This is a genomic window from Streptomyces sp. NBC_01013, from assembly GCF_045162765.1.
GTDB lineage: Bacteria > Actinomycetota > Actinomycetes > Streptomycetales > Streptomycetaceae > Streptomyces.
This window is the reverse complement of the sequence record NZ_CP108687.1, coordinates 7,396,769-7,410,652: the sequence shown is the minus strand read 5'-3', so window position 1 is coordinate 7,410,652 and position 13,884 is coordinate 7,396,769. Positions and strand designations below refer to the sequence as shown.

Annotated in this window: 16 protein-coding genes; 1 reads left to right on the top strand and 15 read right to left on the bottom strand. The window is 68.3% G+C overall.

Annotated features, from left to right (window positions below; translation table 11 throughout):
- The 9 genes from OG538_RS32360 to OG538_RS32320 form a co-directional block, all read right to left on the bottom strand.
- Entirely contained in the window at window positions 1-816 is an 816-nt protein-coding gene (locus OG538_RS32360; protein ID WP_406099034.1) for a GvpL/GvpF family gas vesicle protein, read from the bottom strand.
- Window positions 817-836: 20 nt separating this feature from the next.
- On the bottom strand, window positions 837-1,178 hold the full coding sequence (locus OG538_RS32355; RefSeq protein WP_406099032.1) for a gas vesicle protein: 342 nt from the start codon (window positions 1,176-1,178) through the stop codon (window positions 837-839).
- Window positions 1,171-2,301 (bottom strand): SRPBCC family protein, encoded by a 1,131-nt coding sequence (locus OG538_RS32350; RefSeq protein WP_406099031.1) that lies wholly within the window; start codon window positions 2,299-2,301, stop codon window positions 1,171-1,173. Before OG538_RS32350 ends, OG538_RS32355 begins: the two co-directional genes overlap by 8 nt.
- Window positions 2,302-2,307: 6 nt before the next feature.
- Window positions 2,308-3,159 carry a histone protein gene (locus OG538_RS32345; RefSeq protein ID WP_406099030.1) on the bottom strand — a complete coding sequence of 284 codons (852 nt, stop codon included), beginning with the start codon at window positions 3,157-3,159 and terminating at the stop codon, window positions 2,308-2,310.
- A gap of 7 nt (window positions 3,160-3,166) precedes the next feature.
- Window positions 3,167-3,421 (bottom strand): gas vesicle protein GvpG, encoded by a 255-nt coding sequence (locus OG538_RS32340; RefSeq protein WP_406099029.1) that lies wholly within the window; start codon window positions 3,419-3,421, stop codon window positions 3,167-3,169.
- 1 nt (window position 3,422) lies between these two features.
- Entirely contained in the window at window positions 3,423-4,172 is a 750-nt protein-coding gene (locus tag OG538_RS32335; RefSeq protein ID WP_406099028.1) for a GvpL/GvpF family gas vesicle protein, read from the bottom strand.
- A gap of 16 nt (window positions 4,173-4,188) precedes the next feature.
- Window positions 4,189-4,626, bottom strand: coding sequence for a gas vesicle structural protein GvpA (locus OG538_RS32330; protein ID WP_406099027.1), 438 nt, complete (start codon window positions 4,624-4,626; stop codon window positions 4,189-4,191).
- Window positions 4,627-4,660: 34 nt separating this feature from the next.
- The gene (locus OG538_RS32325) at window positions 4,661-4,981 is read right to left on the bottom strand and encodes a gas vesicle protein (RefSeq protein ID WP_406099025.1); all 321 of its coding nucleotides are present in this window, start codon (window positions 4,979-4,981) and stop codon (window positions 4,661-4,663) included.
- 309 nt (window positions 4,982-5,290) lie between these two features.
- Window positions 5,291-6,223 (bottom strand): alpha/beta fold hydrolase, encoded by a 933-nt coding sequence (locus OG538_RS32320; RefSeq protein WP_406099024.1) that lies wholly within the window; start codon window positions 6,221-6,223, stop codon window positions 5,291-5,293.
- A 263-nt stretch (window positions 6,224-6,486) separates the two neighbouring features.
- Here OG538_RS32320 and OG538_RS32315 point away from each other — a divergent pair, with 263 nt between their 5' ends.
- On the top strand, window positions 6,487-7,107 hold the full coding sequence (locus OG538_RS32315) for a TetR/AcrR family transcriptional regulator (RefSeq protein ID WP_406099023.1): 621 nt from the start codon (window positions 6,487-6,489) through the stop codon (window positions 7,105-7,107).
- Window positions 7,108-7,157: 50 nt separating this feature from the next.
- Here OG538_RS32315 and OG538_RS32310 read toward each other — a convergent pair whose 3' ends face one another.
- Genes OG538_RS32310 through OG538_RS32285 form a run of 6 tightly spaced genes read right to left on the bottom strand, consistent with a single transcriptional unit; the run spans window position 7,158 to window position 13,833 of the window.
- Window positions 7,158-8,921 (bottom strand): heparinase II/III family protein, encoded by a 1,764-nt coding sequence (locus OG538_RS32310; protein ID WP_406099022.1) that lies wholly within the window; start codon window positions 8,919-8,921, stop codon window positions 7,158-7,160.
- Window positions 8,866-9,642, bottom strand: a complete 777-nt coding sequence (locus OG538_RS32305) for a hypothetical protein (protein WP_406099021.1) — start codon at window positions 9,640-9,642, stop codon at window positions 8,866-8,868. Before OG538_RS32305 ends, OG538_RS32310 begins: the two co-directional genes overlap by 56 nt.
- Before the next feature lie 3 nt (window positions 9,643-9,645).
- Window positions 9,646-10,557, bottom strand: a complete 912-nt coding sequence (locus tag OG538_RS32300; RefSeq protein WP_406099020.1) for a carbohydrate ABC transporter permease — start codon at window positions 10,555-10,557, stop codon at window positions 9,646-9,648.
- Complete coding sequence (locus tag OG538_RS32295) at window positions 10,554-11,498, bottom strand: carbohydrate ABC transporter permease (protein WP_406099019.1); 945 nt, start codon at window positions 11,496-11,498, stop codon at window positions 10,554-10,556. The genes OG538_RS32300 and OG538_RS32295 overlap by 4 nt, the downstream gene beginning before the upstream one ends.
- Window positions 11,495-12,763 (bottom strand): ABC transporter substrate-binding protein, encoded by a 1,269-nt coding sequence (locus OG538_RS32290; RefSeq protein ID WP_406099018.1) that lies wholly within the window; start codon window positions 12,761-12,763, stop codon window positions 11,495-11,497. Before OG538_RS32290 ends, OG538_RS32295 begins: the two co-directional genes overlap by 4 nt.
- Window positions 12,764-12,813: 50 nt before the next feature.
- Window positions 12,814-13,833, bottom strand: coding sequence for a hydroxyacid dehydrogenase (locus tag OG538_RS32285; protein ID WP_406099017.1), 1,020 nt, complete (start codon window positions 13,831-13,833; stop codon window positions 12,814-12,816).
- Between the last annotated feature and the right edge of the window lie 51 nt (window positions 13,834-13,884).

The window sequence follows — 13,884 nt, the reverse complement described above, 5'->3', positions numbered from 1 at the left end:
TCACACCTCGCCCACGAAGGAGTAGGGGACCCAGGGGCCCGAGATCTCGATCTCCGCGCCGGTGCGTTCCCGCAGACGGGCGGCCAGCACCTGCAATGCCGCGGACCGGTGCTCGGCGACCAGATAGGTGGCGTTGAGGACCTGCACCCGGTGGCCGCCTACGGCTCCGTGGCTGTGCGGCCGAAGTCGGCGGGATGCCGTGGCGATGCGGCTGACGTCCTCATCCACGACCTCGGCAATGCGCAGGGAATCGCCTTGCCGCTGTTCGCGCTGCGCCTGCTGGCTCCGCTTGCGTTCCAGATAGGCCCGTCCCGCTCCGGGGGCCGGGCGCCCCCGGTCGACCGGCGCGCTCGGCCGCCGTACCGGAGCATCGCGCCCACCGCCGGGCGGGCTCGGCGCGTACACCTTCACACCCCACTCGGCGTGATGCGCGATCCGTTCCAGTGCCGTGTGAAACCGCGCCGCCTCGTCGTTCAGCGCGCTCCTGGCCCTGTTTTCTCCGTGGTACAGCGTCGCCAGCGGCAGAGGCACCGTCGGCGCGTGGCCGGCAACCGCCGATACGACCGCGTGGTGGGCTCGGGCACACCGTTCGAGTTCGATCTCGTCCGACAGCCGCTCCTGCCAGGCCTCGTCCGTGAACTCGGCCGCCCGCACGGTCTGTACGACCGCGGTGAGAGACCCCACGGCGAGCGATCGGACAGGCTCGCCATCAGTGATCCCGGCGACCATGTCGAGGGCCAAAGGCTCCTCGGTGCGACAGATCGCGTACACGTAGATGGCGTTCGCCCCCGAATCCTCGGGGCTCCGCTCCGTCATGTGCTTCCGTTCTCCCTCGATCATTGCTCGGCCGAAGACCTCTCCTCGGACCGGGATTCGAGTGCTTCCAGCCGCTCACGCAGTTCCCGGTTCTCGTCCTGGAGAGCGTTCCGTGCCGCGTGGGAGCTGAGTGCTGGATCGGTCTCCCACCAGTCGATACCGGCCTTCTTCGCGGTGTCCACGGATGCCACGAAGAGGCGAAGGCGGATGGTGAGCAGCTCGATGTCCAGAAGGTCGATCTTGATGTCACCGGCGATCACGATGCCCTTGTCGAGGACGCGTTCGAGAATGTCGGCGAGGTTGGTGGTCTGCGGCCCGGGGACGGGCTGAGATGCACCTTGTCTGAAGTCGAGGTCAGTCACTGCGAGCCCTCCGCGATCGCTTGGCGCCCGCCGGCCGCCTTCTGCGCGGCGCTTCTTCCTCGTCTTCCTCGTCCTCCTCTTCGTCTTCCTCGCCTTCGTCTTCCTCGCCTTCGTCCTCCTCGCCTTCGTCCTCCTCGTCTCCCTCGTCCTCGTCCTCGTCCGTCAGCTGATCGTCCTCTTCATCCCACTCGTCCTCGTCGCCGTCCTCCGCGTCCGAGCCGTCCTCGTCCTCGTAGTCCTCCGCTTCCGACTCGTCCTCGGCGTCCTCCCCTTCCTGGCCTTCCTCGTTCTCGGCCTCTTCCTCTTCCATGGCCTCTTCGTGGGACTTCACGACTTCTCCGTCTCGGATTTCGCCGCGCCACGCTTCCGGCTCCTCCTCAGTGAGGCTGACGTACCGCTGGAAGTGCTTGAAGTCGAGTCGCACACGCCGTCCTTGCGCGCGCCAGAGGTTGCCCGTCTTCTCGAAGAACCCGGACGGGTAGTACTCCATGACCAGGACGATGCGCGTGAGGGACGGGGCCAGCTCATGGAAGCTCACGGCGCCGCGCGTGGTGCCCTTGGCACCCTCGGAGGTCCACACGATCCGCTCGTCGGGCACCTGCTCCTGAACGGTGGCCTTGAAGCTGCGTGACGACGGGCCGACCTTGACCTTCCAGTCACTGTCCGTCTCGTCCCCCATGGAGACGTCTCGCACGCCCTTGGCGAAACTGCTGAACTGGTCGTACTGACTCCAGTGGTCGTACGCGGTACGCAGGGGCACTCCCACATCGAGCACCTCGATGATGTTCATCACCTTGCCGCCGCTCGCTTTGCGCTTGCCCTTTCCACCGCCACCGAAGGCTTCCTTGGCCTTCTCCACAACGTTGTCCTTGACGCCCTTGGCCTTCTCCGAGACGAATGCCTTCACCGGCGATTCGCCCTGGAGGACACGGGAACCGATGGCCGGCAGTGATCCGCCGTTCTCCGCGACATCGGTCAGCTGGCCGGTCACATCCGTCAGCTTGTCCCCCGCCTTCTCCGCGAGCTTCTCCACATGCGTACTGACGAATTTGGACAACTCGCCACGGAGCTTGTCCAACCCGGACTCTTCTTCCTCAGGCTCTGCGTTTTCCGTCCTGGCCATGACTCGCTACCTCCGACCACTGGAGCGCTTGGATGCAGACCGTTTCGAAGTCGACGACTTGCCCGGCGCCGACTTCTTCGCTGCGGTCTTCTTGGCCGGAGCGGACTTCTTCGCCGCCGTCTTCTTCGCCGGGGCAGACTTCTTCGCCGCCGTCTTCTTCGCCGGGGCAGACTTCTTCGCCGCCGTCTTCTTCGCCGGGGCAGACTTCTTCGCCGCCGTCTTCTTCGCCGGAGCGGACTTCTTCGCCGCCGTCTTCTTCGCCGGGGCAGACTTCTTCGCCGCCGTCTTCTTCGCCGGGCCTGAGTCAGTCGTCCGGGACGCCCGCCTTCTCGGCTGCCGCTTCTCCGGCTCTTCCTCGGGCTCCTCCTCGGGCTCTTCCTCGGGCTCTTCCTCTTCCTCGGGCTCTTCCTCTTCCTCGGGCTCCTCGTCGCCCTCGTAGTCGTCGTATTCGTCCTCGTACTCCGCGTCTTCTTCGTCCGGAGTCTCGTCGTCCTCGTACTCGTCCTCGTACTCGTCCTCGTCCTCTGCTTCGTCGTCACGCGGAGGTTCGAGGAGACGGGCCGTACGGTCGCTGATCGCCTCGGCCAGCGAGCCCATGCTGCGGTTGGCAGCGGCAGTCACTGCCTTGCGGCCCGCGTCGAGGACCTCACCCCGGAGCTGGTCCTGGAGCTCCGCGAACTGGGGAACTTCGCCGAGACGTCGCATGCCTTCCGCGGCAAGCTGACGAGGCTCCAGGCCGAATCGTCGGCCGGCCAGATAGGTAGCGACGGTGAGTGCCAGCCGCCCCTTCTTGGTCCGGCCCAGCACATAGCCGCCCACCAGTGCGGCCGCGAGGGTCACCTTGGTCTGGTCTTCCATGAGCACATCACCTTCGATCGATGTGTGCCGGACCGACCCGTGCGGCGTGCAGCCGGTCCAGCAACCGTTCCTCTTCCCGTTCGAACTCCTCCAGGCTGATGTCTCCGGACTCGAGTTCCTGGTTGAGCATGGCCAACTGCGTGCGCAGCACGGCGGGGTCGTGCAGCTCGCGCTCTGCGGCGTCGTGGAGCTTCTCCGCCACCCAGACCACGCCCCGGACCGGCGCGATCGGGAACGTGAGCAGGCCGGTGATCAGTCCCATCTCACTCCCCGCCCACAGGTACGGGGCGGGCCTCCGCCGAGACGAAGCTGTAGCAGGGCAACGGGCCGGCAAGCCTGAGGTCCACATGGTCACGGTGGGCATCCGCGAAATCGCGGGCCCGGGTGAGAAAGGTGTCGGAGTCGCTGTGGTCGACGAGGAAGGACACGTTGAGTGCGCATCCCGAGACCTCGGGACCGGCGGCCACCGCGCGGGCCCTGGGGGCGAGTTCACCCAGAAGCCGCTTTCCCGCCGCTGCCGCCCTACGGGTGAGAGCGGCCGCGATGGCCTCGCCCAGACGGAGACTGGCCTCGTAGCCCGGGTGCCGCCGCGCGGCCTCGCGGAGCTGCCGTACGTTCTTCTCCTCGGCAACGAGGGCTGCCAGCGCGTTCGGTGCCGGAAGCGCCTTGACGTTGATCTCGATGCGGCCGGCAAGGTGGTTCAGCGTGGCGACGTGTCCGGATTCTCCGGCAGCCAGCTGCCCGAGGACCGTCTCCTCGTCGGGCGCGACCATGCCGAACCGCATGGGCAGCACCGGACCTTCGTCCGTCAGGCGCAGCAGAAGGTCCTGGTGCGCCAGCAGGTCACGACGGCGCGCTCGGAGCTGGGACGGCGCATCGCTGACGACCGCTTCGAGCCGGCCTTGCCTGATGGTACGGAGGAGCGCGGGAGGGGATCCCACGCCGCCGATGCCCTTCGGGAGCGGAGTCCCCGACCGCAGGATCGCGTAGACGTACACACCGTCTGCTGTCACCTCATGCCTCCACGCGTCATCGTCGGCTCGCGCTGCTGCGGGCAGGAGCGCGCCGCTTCCTCGGCCGTTCCTGCGGCTCGTGGTCGTCCTCTTCCTTTTCGCCGCCGCCCACCGCTTTTCGCACGGTGTCGCCCACGCTCTCGGCCGCGCTTCGCACCTTGCGCTTGCCGATGGACTTGGCCACACCACCACCGAGCAGTTCGGGGATGGTCGTGCTGCCGGAATCGCGTTCCAGGTCGAGCCGGTTGCACGCCTCCGCGAACCGCAGATAGGTGTCCACACTCGCCACGACGATGCGCGCGTCTATCTTGAGGATCTCGATGCCGACCAGTGAGACCCGGATGAACACGTCGATGACCATGCCACGGTCAAGGATCAGTTCCAGTACGTCGTACAACGTGCCGGCGCGCGGCGGGCAGGCCACTACTTCGTCGGAGTACGTGGTCGCGCTCATGAAATGTCCTTCCAGCAGGGGAGCGAAATCGGAATCACTCGTCGGCCGCACCACGTCGGTAGCGCCGGACCCTGCGGTATTCCAGGAGTTCACCGGCCCGATCGAGCTGCACCTCGTAGGAGGCGAGGAGGCTTGTCGTGTCGGGAATCCGCGGTACTTCCAGAACGTCCACGACGACACACCATCCGTCGTCGGAACGCCGTACAGCGGACACCCCCTCTGCGGGGTGACAGATCAGCCCCTCCAGGCTCTGGCAGGCAGCGCGGGCCGCGTGCTCCGGCCCCCGCGCGGATTTTGCGCGGTGACCAGTTGCCGTCTTGGTGCTCCCGGCTTCAGTTCGACGTTGTTCTGCCATACAGCCAGTCTGGCCACTCCCTCCGGCCACGCATCTTGAGCGGCACCATCGGAGCCCCGGGGCATTGCCGGCCGGGCTTATTCGGGACGCGGACCTGCGCGGTCGCAGACCTTGCCGGCCGACTCCGGAGCTCCGCGGTGGGCCAAGAAGCCGCGGGTCGGACGCGCCTCGCGGCGTCGGGGCCGCTCACGCCCGGCTCGCGCGCTCGGAACCGTCCCCTCGCGGACAGACCCCGGTGCGGCGCGTACTCCATTCGGCGAATCGCCGTGCGACGCGAGCAGGTCGCTCCGGCGAGCAGTCCGACCGGCGTCAGTCGCTTTCGTTGATGAAATCGGCGAGGGCGGCAGCTACGGCGGCGGGCTGTTCGTCCGGGATGAAGTGTCCTGCGTCCGGTACGACGACCCCGGTGGCGGAGTCGGCCCACGGCCTGATGGAAGCCGCCATGTCGGGGATGGAGCCGTGGCTGCTGGAAATCCCGAGAACCGGCACTGCCAGACGCCGTCGTTCCAGGATCTCGTGGTTCTTCCGTGCCGATTCCGCAGCGTCCCGGTAGTACGCCAGGGAGGCGTGGAGCCCACCGTCAGCTGCGAGGGCCGCGGCGTACTCCTCGATTTCGGCGTCGCCGAACGTCTCGGAGGAGAGGGCCTTGACTCTCAGGAACCAGCCGACGTAATCGCGTTCGCGGCCTGCGAGCAGCGTCTCGGGCAGGCCGGGCACGAGGTGGAATGCGAAGTGCCAGGTCTTCCAGGCCCTCTCGGGATCGGTCGGGATGGTGTCGGGGAGTGTGATGCCCGGGATCCCGGCGTCGAGCAGCGCGAGACCACGCAGCCGGCTCTCGTACTTCAGGGCGAGAGAGAAGGCGACCCACGCGCCGATGTCGTGGGCGACCAGCCAGTAGGTCGAGACTCCGAGCGCGTTCACCGCGGCCTGAACGTGCGCGGCAACCGTGTGTGTGTCGTAGCCGGCGTCCGGGCGTTCGGAATGGCCCTGACCTGGCAGGTCGATCGCGATGACGTGGCAACGGTCGGCCAGGACGGGCATCACCTTTCGCCACGCCCACCAGGTCTGCGGAAATCCAGCGAGCAGCACGACGACCGGTCCACGGGGCTGTCCGCCTTCAACCGCGTGGAGTCGGACCCCGCCCGCGTGGACCCAACGGTGGGTGAAACCGGCCAGGCCGCGCAGCGGCAGGTCGGGGAGTGGGTTGTCGAAGACGCGGGCGGTGGTCGTGGGGTCAGCCATGGATTCCTCCATCGGTGTCGGGTGTGCTGGTCCTGGATGCCGGCCGGTCCTCGACCTCGGCCACATGACGGGGTGCGGCGAGCGCGGTGCCCGTTTCCCGTTGCGGCCGGTCTGCGAACCGGACGCACACGTCGTGTCGCCTCACCGCCGCGAGGTACGTGGCGCCGGAACATGACCATGCGCGGAGCCCAACCATCTTGAACTGTTTGGTTCAAGATAGGATGGCCGGCAGCACAGAGGTCGGAGCAGCAAGGAAGTGCGGCATGGCAGGCAGGAAGCAGTTCGACATGGACGCGGTGCTCGATGCCGCGATGACCCAGTTCTGGCGGGCCGGCTACGCCGACACGTCGGTGGACGACCTGTCCCGGGCAACCGGGCTCAACCGCAGCTCCATCTACTCCTCCCTCGGGGACAAGGACGCGCTCTTCGTCCGCTGCCTGGAGCGCTACGCCACGCGCTACGGGGAGAAGTACGACGCCGCACTGTCCTGCGCCGCCGATCGGCCGCTCGCAGCGGTACGGGCGTTCTTCGAGGTCACCTTGGAACGCATCGCGGACCCCGATCTGCCCGACGGGTGCCTGGTGGCGCAGTCCGCCATGGCGATACCGGTACTCAGCTCCAGCGTCGCCGCGCGCACGAACGAGGCGGTCGGCCTCCAGCGCGTCCGACTGGGCGCCGCCCTGAGGGCCGGCGGACTGCACGAGGCGACGGCCGACGATTTCGCCGTCCACGTCGCAGCCGTGAACCTGTCCCTTGCGGTCATGAGCAGGAGCGGCGCGAGCGCAGAGCAACTGCGCGCCATCGTCGGCGTGACCCTGGGCGCGCTTGCACATGCTCTCGGCGCGAGGGGCTCGGCCGCCGGGCTGGAAGAACCGCCTGCGTGAACTCCTCGCGGCCCGACAACACGATCACGTGGTGCGGCGCCCCCGGGAACTCACCGTACTTCCCCGGGACCGCCCCCACCGTGGGCAGAGCCGACGGTGAACCGGAACGGCAACCTGACCCGTGGCTCGACGAGGTCGAAGCCGAGCCGCAGGAGGTGGACCGTGTCGGGAGCACCCTCGTGGTCGGTGGTGTGCAGCGTTTCGACGTGCGGGACACAGCCTTCCGGCAGGCCCAGGTGGGCCCGTGCCGCGGTTCCGGTCCACACGGCCCCGCCCTCGCGGAGTTCGGGGCGAAGCCGGCTGACGAACACCTCTTCCAGCGGTAGGGGGCGTTCTGTCTCCACCTCGTCGACGAGCAGCAGTTCCCCGGTGTCACGGTTCCAGGAGAAGGCGCGGCGCAGTGCTGTCAGGCCGTCCACCTCGTAGGCGCCGGCGAGGTCGAAGGTCAGCTCCGCACCGCACGCGTGGAGGTGGAGCTTGAGGAGCCGGGCCGAGCGGGCGCCGCCCGGGGACTGCTCGCGCGTGTCGACGCGGGGAACGGAGTGCGCGCGCGAGGAGGCGTGAAGGAACGCGTAGCGGGTGGACTCGTCGAAGTACCCCTTGCGGTACTCACCTGCGCCCAGGTCGGCGAGCAGGACCTCACCCCGGGCCGCCAGGACGAACTGGCCGAGGTCGTTGTGGTTGTGCGGCTCGGCGTTGTGGCCGCCCTTGGCCGCGAAGGCCGTTCCCTGTCCGCGGTCGACCAGCCAGGCGAGGTCGGGGAGGTACACCGCTGACGGCTCGGGTTCCGGCGCGCGGGCGGGGTCCGGGGCGCCCCAGCGCAGGGTCCGGGACAGGTCGGCCCAGTCCCGTGAGAGGTCCGCGCCACCGTCCGTGGTCTCCACGGCTTCGGCGGGGATCCGGACACCGAGCCTCCGCGCGAGCTGTCGGGCGAGACCGGCGGGCACCCGAGGCCGCTCCTCCCCGTCCGAGAAGGCGGGGAACAGCCCACCGCCCAGATGCACCGCACCCGGAAAACGGGCGATGGCAGCCGCCTTGGGGTGCGCGAGCAGGTCCTCCCCCGTGAACTCCCGCAGTCCCTCGGCGAAGTAGACGAAGTGCGCGAAGCCGAACACCCAGTACCCCACGCCTTCCGCGCAGCCCCCGTCGTCACCGAAGCCACTGAGGTAAGTGAGTTGGGCGCTTCGGCACCGGTCCAGGACCCGGGTCAGGCGCGGCCCGGGATCCCACAGGGCCAATGCCGCAAGCCCCACGCAACCACCGCACACAGCAGCCCAGTTGTGCGACCACCCCTCCCACAGCAGCGGGCGTTCGTCGTCGGCGAGCAGGGACAGAACCCGGTGGTCCACCTGGTCGCGCACGCGGGCGGCGACCCGGGGGTCGAGCCGGTCGCCGCAGATCTGGACCGCCTCGGCGAGCAGCTGTGCGGTGAGCGCGGCGAACAGGTCGAGGCACTGGTCCATGCCCCGGCCCACGCGGGTCGCATGCATCTCGTGGGCGGGCAGCGCCCAGGTGTACTCGTCGCAGACGGACCACAAGGCATCGGCCAGGGGGTCGAGCCGGACTGCCGGGTCGATCATGGCCTCGGCAACGAGGGCCGTCACCAGCGCTCGGCGCCGGAAGTACAGCTTCTCGTACGCCAGACGGTCGCCGTCGTCGTCGAAGCGGCGGTACGCGGAGAACGGAAGGTCAGGCAGGGGTGTGCTCCGCGCGGAGTCCGCCGCCGACCGGATGCGGGCGTGCAGGCCGCCCGGCCGGTCAGTGTCCAGCGGACGTTGCCGGTGTCCCGGCCGACCGGAAGCCGTCGATGACATCACGTCCCCCCTCTCGCAGGACAGGATCGCTCGCCGCATCCGCATCGCCCATGATCGCCATGACCCGGCAGTTGCGCCACACCACGAACAGCACGCACCCGGGCAGCACCGCGAGCCCCAGCAGTGGCGCCTGGTTGACGAGCACCAGGGCCACGATCCCCAGCACGAGGTTCATCAGGGACAACAGCCCGTGCCGGATCGCCGCGTACGGCGCCAGCAGGAAGAGGCGCCGACCGGCACCCCCGCCACCGGCCACGTGCGCGAGCGCGACCGGCCACGCCACGACAGCCACCATCGCGACCACCACCGCCATCGGCACGACCGCCGCACCCAGCGCGAAGGTTCGCAGGGTCACCACATCCGCGACGGCAGCGATCACGAGCAGCGCGAAGGGGCAGGAAACCAGTACCGCTCGCCGGAACAACTGCCGGTACGCCCGGGCGAAGAGCCGCACCGGGGCCTGCTCGTCCCCGGTTGCCGCCCCGAGATACGCGAACGCGGCGGCGAGGGAGGGGCCCGGCAGCGTCAGCACCAACAGCCCGAAGAAGACCGGGTGCCGCCACGGCTGATGGGTCAGCTGCAACGCGGCCAGCAGGGGCAGGTTCGTCACGGCGATCCCGAGGTTGACGACCAGGACACGGTGGACGTGCGCCCAGATCAACTCCCATGAGCCGTGGGCGACATTGAGCCGCGGGCGCCGGCCCGTCTCCGTCTTCTCCACCCGTCAGCCCTTCACACCGGTCGTCGCGATGCCTCGCACGAAGTAGCGCTGCCCGAGCAGGAACACCGCCAGGACCGGAATCACGGAGAGCACCGAACCCGTCATGATCATCGCGGACTCCGCGTCGTACTGCCCGATGAAGGCGCGCAACCCCAGCTGCACCGTCCACAGGCGGTTGTCGGTGAGGTAGATGAACGGCCCCATGTAGTCGTTCCAGGTGTTCACGAACGTCAGCAGCGCGAGGCTCGCGAGGGCCGGCTTGGACAGCGGCAGCACGATCCGCGCCCAGATGCCGTATTCGGTCAGACCGTCGAGGCGTGCCGCCTCGCTGATCTCGTCCGGGATCGTCAGATAGAACTGCCGCATCAGGAAGACGCCGAACGCGCCGAACGCCTGCAGCAGGATGAGTGAGGTGTACGAGTTCACCAGGCCGAGCTTCTGCATGATCACGTACTGGGGCACCATGTACGCCTGCCACGGCACAGCGATCGTCGCGATGTAGCCGGTGAACAGCAGATCCCGGCCCGGAAAGCGCATCTTGGCGAAGCCGTACGCCGCGAAGCTGCCGGTGAGCACCTGCAGAAACGTGATCACGATACTCAGGAAGAACGAGTTGCCGAGGTAGGCCGCGAACGGGACCCGCGTCCAGATGGTGGTGAAGTTGTCCCACTTGAACTCTTCGGGGATCCACTGGATCGGCACCGTGAAGACATCGCGGTCATCCTTGACCGACGAGATCAGCATCCAGATGAACGGCAGGAGAACCGCGAGGGCCACTACGGCGAGGAGCACGTACAGGGCGATCTGCCCGGTGACGGCCACCGCGCCGCCACGAGCGCGGGGCCCCGCCGAAGGGCTTGCGGGGGCCGGGGCCGCCGGCGCGGCCCCGCCCTTGCGCAGCACGGTGGTACTCATCGTTCGCTCCTTCGCTGCATCTTGAACTGAATCACCGTGATCACCAGACAGATCAGGAAGAGCGCGAGGGAGACCGCCGAGGCGTAGCCGAAGCGGCCCTGCGTGATGCCCTCGCGGAAGATCAGCTGGGACAGGACGAGGGTGGAGCGGCCCGGCCCGCCCTCCGTCATGACCTGCACCAGGTCGAACACCTTGAAGCTGGAGACCGTGATCATGACGGTGACGAAGAAGGTCGTGGGCCGTAGCCCCGGCAGGGTGACGTGCCAGAACCGCTGCCAAAACCCCGCGCCGTCCATGCGGGCCGCCTCGTACAGCTCGGCCGGGACGGTCTGCAGTCCGGCCAGGAACAGCACCATGTAGTAGCCCATGTCCCGCCACACGCTCGTGATGATCAGCGCAGGCATCGCCCAGTCCCGGGAGCTGGTCCAGCCCGGCGGGTGGTCGACGCCCAGGAACGACAGGAACTGGTTGACCGGGCCCGACTCGGGGCTCAGCAGCATGTTCCACACCACGGCAACGGCGACGAGCGAGGTGATGTACGGGAAGAAGAAGGCGGTCCGCAGGACGTGCACGCCGCGCAGCTTCTGGTTGAGCAGCACGGCGAGCCCTAGCGAGACCACGAGGGTGAGCGGGATGTGTCCGGCCGCGTAGTACAGGGTGTTCTGCAGTGCGGCCCAGAAGTTGGAGTCGTTCCACAGCCGCTGGAAGTTGTCCAGGCCCGCCCACTTCGGGGTGGAGTAGGAGTCCCAGTCGGTGAAGGAGATCGCGAGCGCGCCGATCACCGGGACGAGGGTGAGCGCGGCGAACCCGAGGAAGTTCGGCAGGATGAAAGACCAGCCGACCAGGAGGTTGCGGCGCCGCCGGCGCTTCGCGGCGGCCTGGTGGGCCGCGGAAGCGCCGTCGGGCGCGTGCTGGGTGACGGGGGGTGCGACGACGCTCACTGGACTTCGTCCTTCACACGCTTGTCCATCTCCTTGATGCCGTCGTCGACGGACTTCTCGCCGCTCATGATCATCTCATGCTCCTCCTTGAGGATCTGGTCGATGTCGGACGTCTTGTCGCCGACCGGCATCTCCAGCTGCACTGTGGTGGGCTGCATCGTCCTGCGGGACAGCGCGTCGGTCGGCATGCCGTCGACGGAGAAGAAGGTGTCGAGGATCTTGTCGCTGGTGTACGCGGGCGTGACGCCGATCTTCGCGACGGCGGCGGCACCCTCCGGACCGGAGGCCCAGGTGACGAACTTCTTGGCGGCGTCCGCGTTGCGAGCCTTCTTGTTGACGGCGAAGGCGGTCGGCGAACCGAAGGTGACGGACTTGCCGTCGTTCTTGACCTGCGGCATCGGCGCCATGCCCCAGTTGACGTCGTTCTTGCCCTGCGCCTTCTCGGCGAGCAGCGCGGCTGCCCACCACGAGCCCATCGGGACCATGGCGGCCTTGCCGGTGGTCAGCTGCGAGTCGTAGGTGATCTGGTTGCTGGAGGCCGTCGAGAACGGCAGGGTCGCCTTCGCCTTCTGCAGGCCGAGGGCCATCTCGTACTGGTCCTTGAAGAACGCGTAGTCACCACCGAGCTGGTCGCCACCGGTCTGCGCGGAGGAGACCGCCTGGACGACGGAGCGCCAGGTGTGCAGGTAGGTTCCGTAGACCTTGTCGGAGCCGGAGCCCTTGGTGAACTTCTTGGCGAGCTCCGCGTAGTCGTCCCAGGTCAGCTTGGACAGGTCCTCCTTGCCGACCATGTCCTTGTTGTAGAAGAGGACCCAGAAGTCCGAGCGGTAGGGCAGCGCGTAGTACTTGCCCTTGAGGTTGTAGTCGTCGAGACCGGAGTACGACGCCTTGTCCAGCCCGGCCGCCTCGCCGGTCAGCGGAACGAGCTGGTTTCGGGTGGCGTAGCGGGCGTAGTCGGTGACGTTCTTCATGGTGAGGATGTCGGTGGTGTCACCGCCCGCGAGCATGGTGGTGACCTTCTCCGGGTAGTTGTCGGCCAGGATGTCGACCGGCTGGACGTCGATGTCCGGGTTCTTGGCCTCGAATCCGTCGATCAGGGCCTTGAACTCGGGCGTGGTCTTGTAGTTCCACAAGGCGATCTTCACGACGGTCCTGCCGTTGGACGACGAGGCACTGTCCGTGCCGCTGGCGTCGCAGGCGGTTGCGGTGAGGGTCGCGGCGACGACCAGCGGCGCGATACGGGCGAGGTTCTTCGTCAACTTCATTGCGGCGGCTCTCCTTTGAGCGGTGGGAACGATGAGGCAGCGGGTCGGGGTCAGGCGCTCAGGCCCAGGGCCCAGCTCTCCGCGGTGACCTCGGCGTGCAGCGGCTTGCCGGCGGTCCAGCGGGCGAGTTCGTCGAGGACGTGGTCGGTCAGCCGGCCGATCTCGGTGCCCAGGGAACCGGCGATGTGCGGCGTGATCATCACGCGGGCGAGGCGACGCAACGGCGATTCGGCGGGCAGCGGTTCAGGGTCGGTGACGTCGAGGATCGCGAAGAGCCGGCGCGCAGCGCATTCGGCCGCCAGCGCGTCGGGGTCGACGAGCGAGCCGCGAGCGGTGTTGATGACCGTCGCGAAGTCGGGGAGCATCCGCAGCTGTTCGGCGCCGATGAGGTGGTGGGTCTCGGGCAGCTCGGGGGCGTGCACGGACAGAACGTGGACCCGCGGCAGCATCTCCTCCAGTGGTACGAGCCTCGCACCGGCCCGCGCCACCTCCTCCGGATCGGCGTACGGGTCGGCGACCAGGCAGGTGGTGCCGCGCAGCACCCGCAGCAGCTCGATGACCTGGCGGCCGATCCGCGAGAAGCCGACGATGCCGACGGTCCGCCGGAAGTTGGACAGGTCGCCGTAGCCGCTGACCGAGCCCCAGCCCCCGTACGCGTGCTGCTCGTCGGCGGCGAGGAACGGGACCTTCTTCCCCGCGAAGATGATCGCGGCGAGGGTGTACTCCGCCACCGGCACGGCGTTGGCGTCGGCGGCACTGGTCACCCGGATCCCGCGGCGCCACACCTCCTGCCCGACCATGTCGCGCACGCTGCCCGCGCCGTGCAGTACGGCCCGCAGGCGGGGTGCCGCGGCGAGCCGCTGCGGTGTGAGAGCGGGCGCGCCCCACGACGTGAGCAGCACTTCGGCGCGGGCCAGACGTTCGCGCGACCGTGGGCTGTCGAGGTCGTCCGTCCAGCAGGGCTCGTCCAGGGTCACGAGGTCGGCGAGGCGGCGCAGCCGGTCCTGATCGAAGTGTGCCTCGAAGCTGGGCCTGCTCATCACGACCAGAGCGCGGGCCTTGGTCTGCATGCGGTGCGGGCTCCTCTGTCTGTGGGCACCCGCTCAAACAGCAGGTGCCAT

What these genes read in the sequence shown, in the direction of transcription:
- OG538_RS32360 (WP_406099034.1), bottom strand. Translation starts at nt 816, where the DNA reads ATGACGGAGCGGAGCCCCGAGGATTCGGGGGCGAACGCCATCTACGTG.
- OG538_RS32350 (WP_406099031.1), bottom strand. Translation starts at nt 2,301, where the DNA reads ATGGCCAGGACGGAAAACGCAGAGCCTGAGGAAGAAGAGTCCGGGTTG.
- OG538_RS32345 (WP_406099030.1), bottom strand. Translation starts at nt 3,159, where the DNA reads ATGGAAGACCAGACCAAGGTGACCCTCGCGGCCGCACTGGTGGGCGGC.
- OG538_RS32330 (WP_406099027.1), bottom strand. Translation starts at nt 4,626, where the DNA reads ATGAGCGCGACCACGTACTCCGACGAAGTAGTGGCCTGCCCGCCGCGC.
- OG538_RS32290 (WP_406099018.1), bottom strand. Translation starts at nt 12,763, where the DNA reads ATGAAGTTGACGAAGAACCTCGCCCGTATCGCGCCGCTGGTCGTCGCC.
- OG538_RS32285 (WP_406099017.1), bottom strand. Translation starts at nt 13,833, where the DNA reads ATGCAGACCAAGGCCCGCGCTCTGGTCGTGATGAGCAGGCCCAGCTTC.
- OG538_RS32340 (WP_406099029.1), bottom strand. Translation starts at nt 3,421, where the DNA reads ATGGGACTGATCACCGGCCTGCTCACGTTCCCGATCGCGCCGGTCCGG.
- OG538_RS32315 (WP_406099023.1), top strand. Translation starts at nt 6,487, where the DNA reads ATGGCAGGCAGGAAGCAGTTCGACATGGACGCGGTGCTCGATGCCGCG.
- OG538_RS32325 (WP_406099025.1), bottom strand. Translation starts at nt 4,981, where the DNA reads ATGGCAGAACAACGTCGAACTGAAGCCGGGAGCACCAAGACGGCAACT.
- OG538_RS32300 (WP_406099020.1), bottom strand. Translation starts at nt 10,557, where the DNA reads ATGAGTACCACCGTGCTGCGCAAGGGCGGGGCCGCGCCGGCGGCCCCG.
- OG538_RS32310 (WP_406099022.1), bottom strand. Translation starts at nt 8,921, where the DNA reads ATGTCATCGACGGCTTCCGGTCGGCCGGGACACCGGCAACGTCCGCTG.
- OG538_RS32320 (WP_406099024.1), bottom strand. Translation starts at nt 6,223, where the DNA reads ATGGCTGACCCCACGACCACCGCCCGCGTCTTCGACAACCCACTCCCC.